Here is a 7,047-nt window from a genome sequence, read left to right on the forward strand (position 1 = left end):
GCCACCTGAAAATCCGCCAGCTCCGACAGGTAGGCCTCCAGGGCCTTTTTGATATGAAACGATTTGGGCCGCTCGGTCTCTTTGGCGATCTCCGACAACCTGGCGGCGAGTTCATCGGGGACTCTGATGGAAATGGCGGTGCTCATACATATCCTCCTGTGTGTTTGTTTGTGTTACACAATAACACAGATACCTACAACTGGCAAGGCCTCTTTGGAGGGAGTTTTGGCGCCATGTGCCTACCTGTTGGTTGGCCGATTTTATACCAACTATAATTTTAATTATTTAAAACTTGGGATAGTGTCAAGACAAAATTGCGGGGGAGAGCAAACGTCAGGTATGGTCATTGGAATTAAGATGAATATTATTGCTCGCGAGCATTAAAAACAGCATTAACTCAGCTATAATGCTCGCTTAATGTTAATTTGTTATTAACCTTATCATTGGGATTTATATTGATAGCGCGCATACTTACCTCTACCAGGTGGGGTAATCTCTGGGTTTTCTTTTCGTAACTGGGTCATCAACCGGAAAACCTGATTCCTGTTAAAATGCGTCATTTGCCTTATATCTTTGTTGCTTAGCCCTGCCTCTCCCCGACGGGCTCGCTCCATTAGCACACTCAACACGCGGGTTTTGGCGGCCTCCCAGTCAATTCGACGGCTGTCTTCAGGGTACTTGTCACCAGTCATCGATCGGTATGTTTCGGAACGTAATGTCCAATATGTGGCCCGACCACTGCCTCCACGTTCAAGAAATCTCTCCATATTAAGCCTGGCCAGAATATCTCCAGCATCTCCTTCTTTTCGCTGGCACAAAAGTGCGGCATCCTGGCTGTTGAGTTCAGGATGGTGCATCAAATGATTAAAAATCAACAGTTCGTCTACAGTAAACAAGCGACCTTTCCGGGAATATTCAGCAATAAAGGCACGGAATTTTGGCGACAAGGTGGTATTTCGCATTGTCACGCGAACCGAATCACCGATTTCCTCAATACTTGGCGGCTGTTTACCCTCTATCAGAAAAGACTCAAACATGCGCGGTATGCCAAGATTACTACGATTGACAAGGCGCAAGCGCACAAGAGCGTCGACAAGCAAAGGATTTCGTGGAGCAGGTTCATGATGGAGGATATTTTGTGGAGTAATTCCGGCAATGAACCCGCCAGGGTTACCGATTTATAGCCGATCCGAATACAGCTTGACCATAGTGGGGCTGCCGGAGCGATAATTCGCGTGACAGAAGGCATTTAGAAGCGCTTCTCGAAGGGCAATGGCTGGGTAGGTGCGATACTCAAAATGGAAAAGGCCGTATTCCACGGTGGTAATAGGGTTGTAGGGAGCAATGTGTTCCTCAAGACGAAAAATGGACTTGGGTACCGCCTGGGAGTGGTCCTCACGATTGCTGTACTGGCTGTCGCTTTCCATACGAAGAAAGGTCCAGACATAACCGGGAACATGCTTGCGTATAGCCTCTTCCGATCCAGACAAAAGAAGCGCTGCTCGAGTTAGTTTCCCCTGGCGGAGCAACCCCAGCGCTGCCAGAAGATCTATGTCTGCAAGCTGGAGGAGGTCATCTGGGGCTTTTTCCCGCGCAGCGATATTACGTAGCTGTTCAAAAGCAGAAGGGGACAGCAGGGTCTTTGGCGCGGCTTTGATGGTTTCTGCCGTAAAATCACTTTCACCGGTTTCAATTGATAATTTTCGACGTAATGAGCCGGTCAATGGTTGGCATTCTTTGCTGATCCGCACTAATCCACGTCCTGCGGTATCGGTATGCGGTGGCAAACTGGGGTAGATCTGCATGACAAGGAGACGTCCCGTTCCCTCAGAGATTCTTAGTTCTTCAAAAACCGGGGTTATTTTGGGGTCGGTTTTGTCATATACGGTTTGATTTTCATGTGATCTCGCGGATCGTGGGCGGCATGGCGACGCCGACCGCCTGGAAGATCTTGCCGCAGTTTCCGCGGCACTCGCTGCGGATGGCGAAACGTTTGCCTTTCTCTTCGATGGTGACCGTTTGCAGGGCCTCGAGATCCTGTTTGATGTCGGACCACTCGAACACGTGACCGGCATTGTTCAGGCGTTGTTCGAGTTCCTTGTCCGTGTCTATGCAGGCGTCCCCCTTGTTCATTTTCAGGTACCGCCGGTAGCCCTTGTTGCCGACCAGGCTTTTTCTGGATGGCCCACTGGATGCCGGTCTCTTTCCACAGGCGCTCGAAGATCATCACGGGGCCGATGGTGACCGCTTCTGCGGAAACATCGCTCTGACCCGACAGGATCAGCATGGCCTTTTCGGAAAACCGTGACAAAGAACGAATCTATGTCAAGCAATAAGGTTTTAAAGTTTGGCACCACCTTTTGGCGCTCGGAAAATACTGCCATAAGGAATTTCAGCAGTTTACAGAAAAAACCTGAAAAACGGTCGTTCCACTGTCAAAGTTGAGTCAGGGCGGATGGTGCATGGACCTTTCGATTAGGCGCCACGTCAGCAGCAGCTCGGCATCCTGATATTCAAAGAACTCATCCAGACGGCAACGCGGGGTTGAGGAAAGAACCGACCGGGAAAGTCACGCGGGGCAAAAGTTGAGATCAGAAAAAATACCTGGCCCGCAACTCGATTTTATTTTCAGTCGCCTTCTCGCCGTACTCGGCAAGATACCTTCCACTTAAAAAGGACACCCTGAGGCGCAGTTCCCAGTTGGTAACTCCGGTGTAGAGCAGTTCCGGGGTCAGCATCCATGATCTGTCATCAATGTTGAAAATGCCGGTTATGCCCGGGGTGAAATAGAGTATGTCAAAGGGTTCTTTCCAGGTTACCCTGGCGTACCCGTAATTTCTGCCGGTCTGAAGGGCACCGTACCCGCTGCGGCTGACAGTCATCGCTTTTTCAAGGAGCCTGGCAGCTGCTGCAGGCTTCTGTTCTTCTCTTGCCGCGTAGGCAAGGCGATAGAAACGGCTCATTTCATCTTGTGTGTAGCCGTTGCCATTGTGATAATATTCAAGAATGGTGGTCACGTTCCGGTCGGAGAGGTAGCGCATTCCCAGCAGGTAGCTGGTTGAGGAATACTCTTCCAGCTGAAGCGTGTCGTCCTGCTCAAGTACGACCCGGTTGGCATTGGGGATCCAGGCAAATTCACCGTGGATGGCAAAGTTGGTGGATATATTTGTGGCAAAGTCGACCCCATAACGGGAGGACCGGCTGTCGCCGGCAAAGCAGACCAGGTCGATATCCGTTTTTTTAACCAGAAGGTAGAGCCTGGCCGCCAGGTTGATATGATCCCTGCGGCCGAACTCCTCGTTCACCCCGTCCCAGACCGGCAGAATGCTGACGGTGGCCGCCATGGACTCCACAGTGGAGCCAAAACTTCGGATCCAGGAGCCTTCAAGACTGATAAACCCTTCCAGATCTTCGCCCGGGTCGTTGGGATCTTTGCGTCGATTGAGAAAGCCGACAGGGTTCCAGGCGTAACCGGTTCCCCATTTGTAGGATTGTTTTCCGGCCTCAACCGTTACCATGTCTGCCGGCCGCAGCCGCAGATAGGCCTCGTAAATGTCGGCCCAGTCGTCATAACGCTCCTGGTCCTGGCTTGCCGATGCCTTGATCAGCCAGTTGAAGCTGTTCCTGTTCAGGCTGTAGCTGCCGTCAACCTGCAGGGTTCCGGTTCCCCTGTCCAGAGTTGAACGGTCCCTGTCCGGATCACCGAGAAAATAGAGGGAACCCCCTTTGTTGAGGGAGAAATGTTCAAACTTTCCCTCGAGATAACCGCCCCATTGCAGGGGCTTTTTCGCAAAGGATTCCAGATCGAAACCAAAGCTGCTGTCCGGTTCCGCCGCTGTGCAGGTCGCACGGATCAGGAAGAAAAGGGTCAGCAGACCCAGGCTGAGAGCGTAAAGAGGTTTGCCGGTCTTTCTGTACAGCCTGTTCATTCTGAATTTTTTCCCGGTGGCTCAACGCAGTTCGTCAACCTGAGGCATGAACTTCAGGGTGAACACCTCGTCGTCAAACTGGCGTTTTTTGACGTTGGCAAAGATCATCACCGAGCGGTATCCCTTGTGGAGGGGGCTGTCGGTAACCAGCTTTGCCGGCCTGACCACACCGTCGCCGATATCCTTTATGTCGCTGTAGCGCAGCGTTTTGATCAGCATGCCCGAACTGGCGACACACTCGATATCAAGGGGTTGTACCGTCTTCTTGTCAACCGTCATTTTCAGGCGGTCATAGGCGACTGACCGGGTCCTTGCCTTCATGTCGAGAAGCCACCTGTCGCCGAGGTCTTCTACCTTTTCCACATTATACTCAACATGAAAATCCAGGCGCATGATGTCGGAGTTGTTGAATACCCCTCCCACCACCGATTGCAGGCTGGTGATCCGGATCGGTTTGCCCACATTGGGAATGTAAAGCCACATGTTGTCGCCAAGCCGGAGGGAAACCCGTCCCTTTTCACTGGCCGGCGACAGAAACATGATAACCATCTTGTCCTTGCCTTTTTTAACGGTGTAGAAGACAAATTCTTTCCGGCTGCCATCCGGCTCTATGTTGATAAGTTTGCGGTACATTTCATAGGAAGCCGGCTGCAGGTTGGCATCCACCTGTTTGAGTATGGAGTTGCCATCAACATCACCGGCTGTCGCCGACAGGGCGGTCAGCAGTGAAAGGATGATCACATGGAACATGTTTTTCATTTGTCGTGCTCCGTCTGTTCGCAGGGGCGATTTAAAGATTATACATGGCGCAGGGCCTTGATCGGGTCCATGCGGGCCGCTTTGACCGCGGGCTGCAGGCTGCCGAAAATCGCAATGGCTATGACGATGCCGGCCACAACCAGAATCTCCGACCCACTGATGGTCGGAGAGAGAAGCAGGCCTTTTTGTCGGCCAAAATCGAAGCTGAGCCCGGAGAGATTCATCCAGGCTATCCCGGCGAGGCTCAGGCCAACACCTGCAACCGTACCGAGAACACCAAGCAGCAGGCCCTCGGTGACGAAAAGGGCAAGGATTTTTCCAGGACTTGTGCCGATGGCCGCAATGGTGCCTATTTCATTTATTCGTTCATAAACGGCCATGATCATCACGTTCATGATGGAGACCAGGACAATGGCCACCAGCATGACTTTTATGAACAGGGTCATCAGGTCAATCATGCGGGCGATATTAAAAAACGGTGAAAGCTTTTCCCAGGTATGAATCTCGAAAACAGGTTTTCCCTTTTTGTTCGTCAGGGAACCGAGTTCCTGGCTGAGCTGGCTGTAAACGGCGTCGATCCGGTTCATGTCGCGCAGACGAATGGCAACCTCGCAGGCTTCTTTTGCATCGATGCGCAACAGTTCCCTGGCATCCTCGATATGCATGACCCCGTCCCGGCCTCCGGGGCCGACGATACCTTCGAGGATCCCGCGGACGGTGAAGGTCTGACCATTGACGGAACCGTCCTTGTTGTTGGCCACCAGGACAACTGAATCGCCGATTTTCACCTTCATCCCCTTGGCGATAAGCTCGGGAATCAGGATCTCTCCCCGACCGACGAGGCCGTCTTTCTTCCCCTTCAGAATTCTGGACGCCAGCAGGGGAACTGTTTTCATCTCCATCTCAGGGTTGACTGCGGAGAGCCTGATGTTCGTGGTTTCACTGAAGTTCGAAAACATGGCTCCGAGACGGATCCTGGGAGAAAATGCCTCGATGTCGGGGTTTTCCCTGAGCAGTTTCCGTATTTTTTTCAGCTGCTGTTCCGTGAGGTTTTTATCCAGGGGCAGGCTGTCCATGGAGGAGAGATAGCCTTTTTTATGGATCTGGATATGGCCGAGCATGGAATCCGTTATCTGGCCCACCATCATATTTTTAAATGAGCCGGAAATCGAGATAAAAAGCAATACCGAGACCACGCCAAGGGTTATGAGAATGGAGGTGAGCAGGGTACGCCGTTTATATCGCCAGAGGTTTCGGGCCGCAATTTTCAGAACATTACACATGACCGCCTCTATTACCGTCCCGTTTGCTGATCAGTCGTCCATCTTCCAGGGGAAAGACTATTTCCGCGTTTTTGACCACTCGCTGGTCATGGGTGGAAAAGATAAAGGTGGTGCCGAACTCGTCCCGCATCTTTTTCATCAGTTCTATGATCAGTTCGGCTGACTTTCTGTCCAGGTTGGCCGTTGGCTCGTCGGCCAGAACCAGAGGGGCATTGGTGACCAGGGCTCTGGCGACGGCCACCCGCTGTTTCTGGCCGCCGGAAATCTGGTTGGGAAGCTTGTCGGCCTGATCAGCAATCCCCACCGCTTCAAGAAGTTCGTTTACCCGTTTCTTCCGTTTTTCCCTTGGCCAATTCTGTACCATGATAAGCGGGTATTCCACGTTCTCAAAAACAGAGAGTACCGGGATCAGGTTGAAGTCCTGGAAAACAAAACCGATATGCTTCCCGCGAAAAGCGGCAGCCTGTTTTTTGTTCATATCTCCTATGTCCTGGCCCACCACCTTGAGAGTACCGCTGGTTGGCGGGTCAAGACAGCCGATCATGTTGAGCAGGGTGGATTTTCCACTGCCTGATGGACCGACAAAGGCAACAAACGAGGATTTGTCAATGGTAAATGACACATTCTGAATGGCCTTTACCGATATTTCACCGGTCTGGTAAATTTTGCTGATGGTGTTGCTTTCCACAAGTTGCATCAATGCCTCCGCCAGGAAGATCTCCTAGTGTAACGTGATAAATATTTTCACCTGTAAAGAATGTTTTCACTGATAACGTCTATCGGTTTATGTGCAATTTTTTCTCTACTCTTCGTTACGTTATGAATCTTTGCCAGCGATTCGCACGACATGTAGCGCCGGGACACGATCCACTCGTCGTTCTGCTCGGCCAGCACCGCTCCGACGAGCCGGATGATCGCCGAGCGGCTGGGGAATATCCCCACCACGTCGGTTCTCCGGCGGATCTCCCGGTTGAGCCGCTCCTGGGGGTTGTTCGACCAGATCTGGCGCCAGTGCTCCCTGGGAAAACCCGTAAAGGTCAGGATCTCTTCGCCCGCTTCTGCCAGCAGCGCCGCGG

At 52.0% G+C, this 7,047-nt stretch carries 9 protein-coding genes and 1 pseudogene; 1 reads left to right on the plus strand and 9 read right to left on the minus strand.

The window, feature by feature from the left end; all coding sequences use genetic code 11:
• The 4 genes and pseudogenes from ACXLDX_RS06765 to ACXLDX_RS06780 form a co-directional block, all read right to left on the minus strand.
• A partial coding sequence (locus ACXLDX_RS06765) for a ribbon-helix-helix protein, CopG family (RefSeq protein ID WP_457576439.1) occupies nucleotides 1-146 on the minus strand: 146 nt, incomplete at its 3' end.
• Nucleotides 147-440: 294 nt separating this feature from the next.
• A complete protein-coding gene (locus tag ACXLDX_RS06770; RefSeq protein ID WP_457576440.1) occupies nucleotides 441-1,178 on the minus strand; it encodes an ATP-binding protein in 738 nt (245 codons plus the stop codon).
• A complete protein-coding gene (locus tag ACXLDX_RS06775) occupies nucleotides 1,179-1,805 on the minus strand; it encodes a DUF8451 domain-containing protein (protein ID WP_457576432.1) in 627 nt (208 codons plus the stop codon). It lies immediately after the preceding gene.
• Between the two features lie 91 nt (nucleotides 1,806-1,896).
• Nucleotides 1,897-2,100: pseudogene (locus ACXLDX_RS06780) on the minus strand (IS1634 family transposase); the annotation flags it as partial.
• Between the two features lie 58 nt (nucleotides 2,101-2,158).
• On the opposite strand from ACXLDX_RS06780, the gene ACXLDX_RS06785 reads away from it, so the two are divergent.
• Nucleotides 2,159-2,308 carry a hypothetical protein gene (locus ACXLDX_RS06785; protein ID WP_457576433.1) on the plus strand — a complete coding sequence of 50 codons (150 nt, stop codon included), beginning with the start codon at nucleotides 2,159-2,161 and terminating at the stop codon, nucleotides 2,306-2,308.
• Between the two features lie 283 nt (nucleotides 2,309-2,591).
• On the opposite strand, the gene ACXLDX_RS06790 is transcribed toward ACXLDX_RS06785, so the two are convergent.
• From ACXLDX_RS06790 to ACXLDX_RS06810, 5 genes are all read right to left on the minus strand, one after another.
• Nucleotides 2,592-3,929, minus strand: coding sequence for a hypothetical protein (locus tag ACXLDX_RS06790; protein WP_457576434.1), 1,338 nt, complete (start codon nucleotides 3,927-3,929; stop codon nucleotides 2,592-2,594).
• Nucleotides 3,930-3,950: 21 nt separating this feature from the next.
• Complete coding sequence (locus tag ACXLDX_RS06795) at nucleotides 3,951-4,688, minus strand: outer membrane lipoprotein-sorting protein (protein WP_457576435.1); 738 nt, start codon at nucleotides 4,686-4,688, stop codon at nucleotides 3,951-3,953.
• A 38-nt stretch (nucleotides 4,689-4,726) separates the two neighbouring features.
• Nucleotides 4,727-5,971 (minus strand): ABC transporter permease, encoded by a 1,245-nt coding sequence (locus ACXLDX_RS06800; protein WP_457576436.1) that lies wholly within the window; start codon nucleotides 5,969-5,971, stop codon nucleotides 4,727-4,729.
• Nucleotides 5,964-6,668: an ABC transporter ATP-binding protein gene (locus ACXLDX_RS06805; RefSeq protein WP_457576437.1), complete on the minus strand. Its 705-nt coding sequence runs from the start codon at nucleotides 6,666-6,668 to the stop codon at nucleotides 5,964-5,966. The genes ACXLDX_RS06800 and ACXLDX_RS06805 overlap by 8 nt, the downstream gene beginning before the upstream one ends.
• 47 nt (nucleotides 6,669-6,715) lie before the next feature.
• On the minus strand, nucleotides 6,716-7,047 hold a 332-nt coding region (locus ACXLDX_RS06810; protein WP_457576438.1), incomplete at its 5' end, for a transposase.

Source organism: Desulfomarina sp. (genome assembly GCF_054039375.1).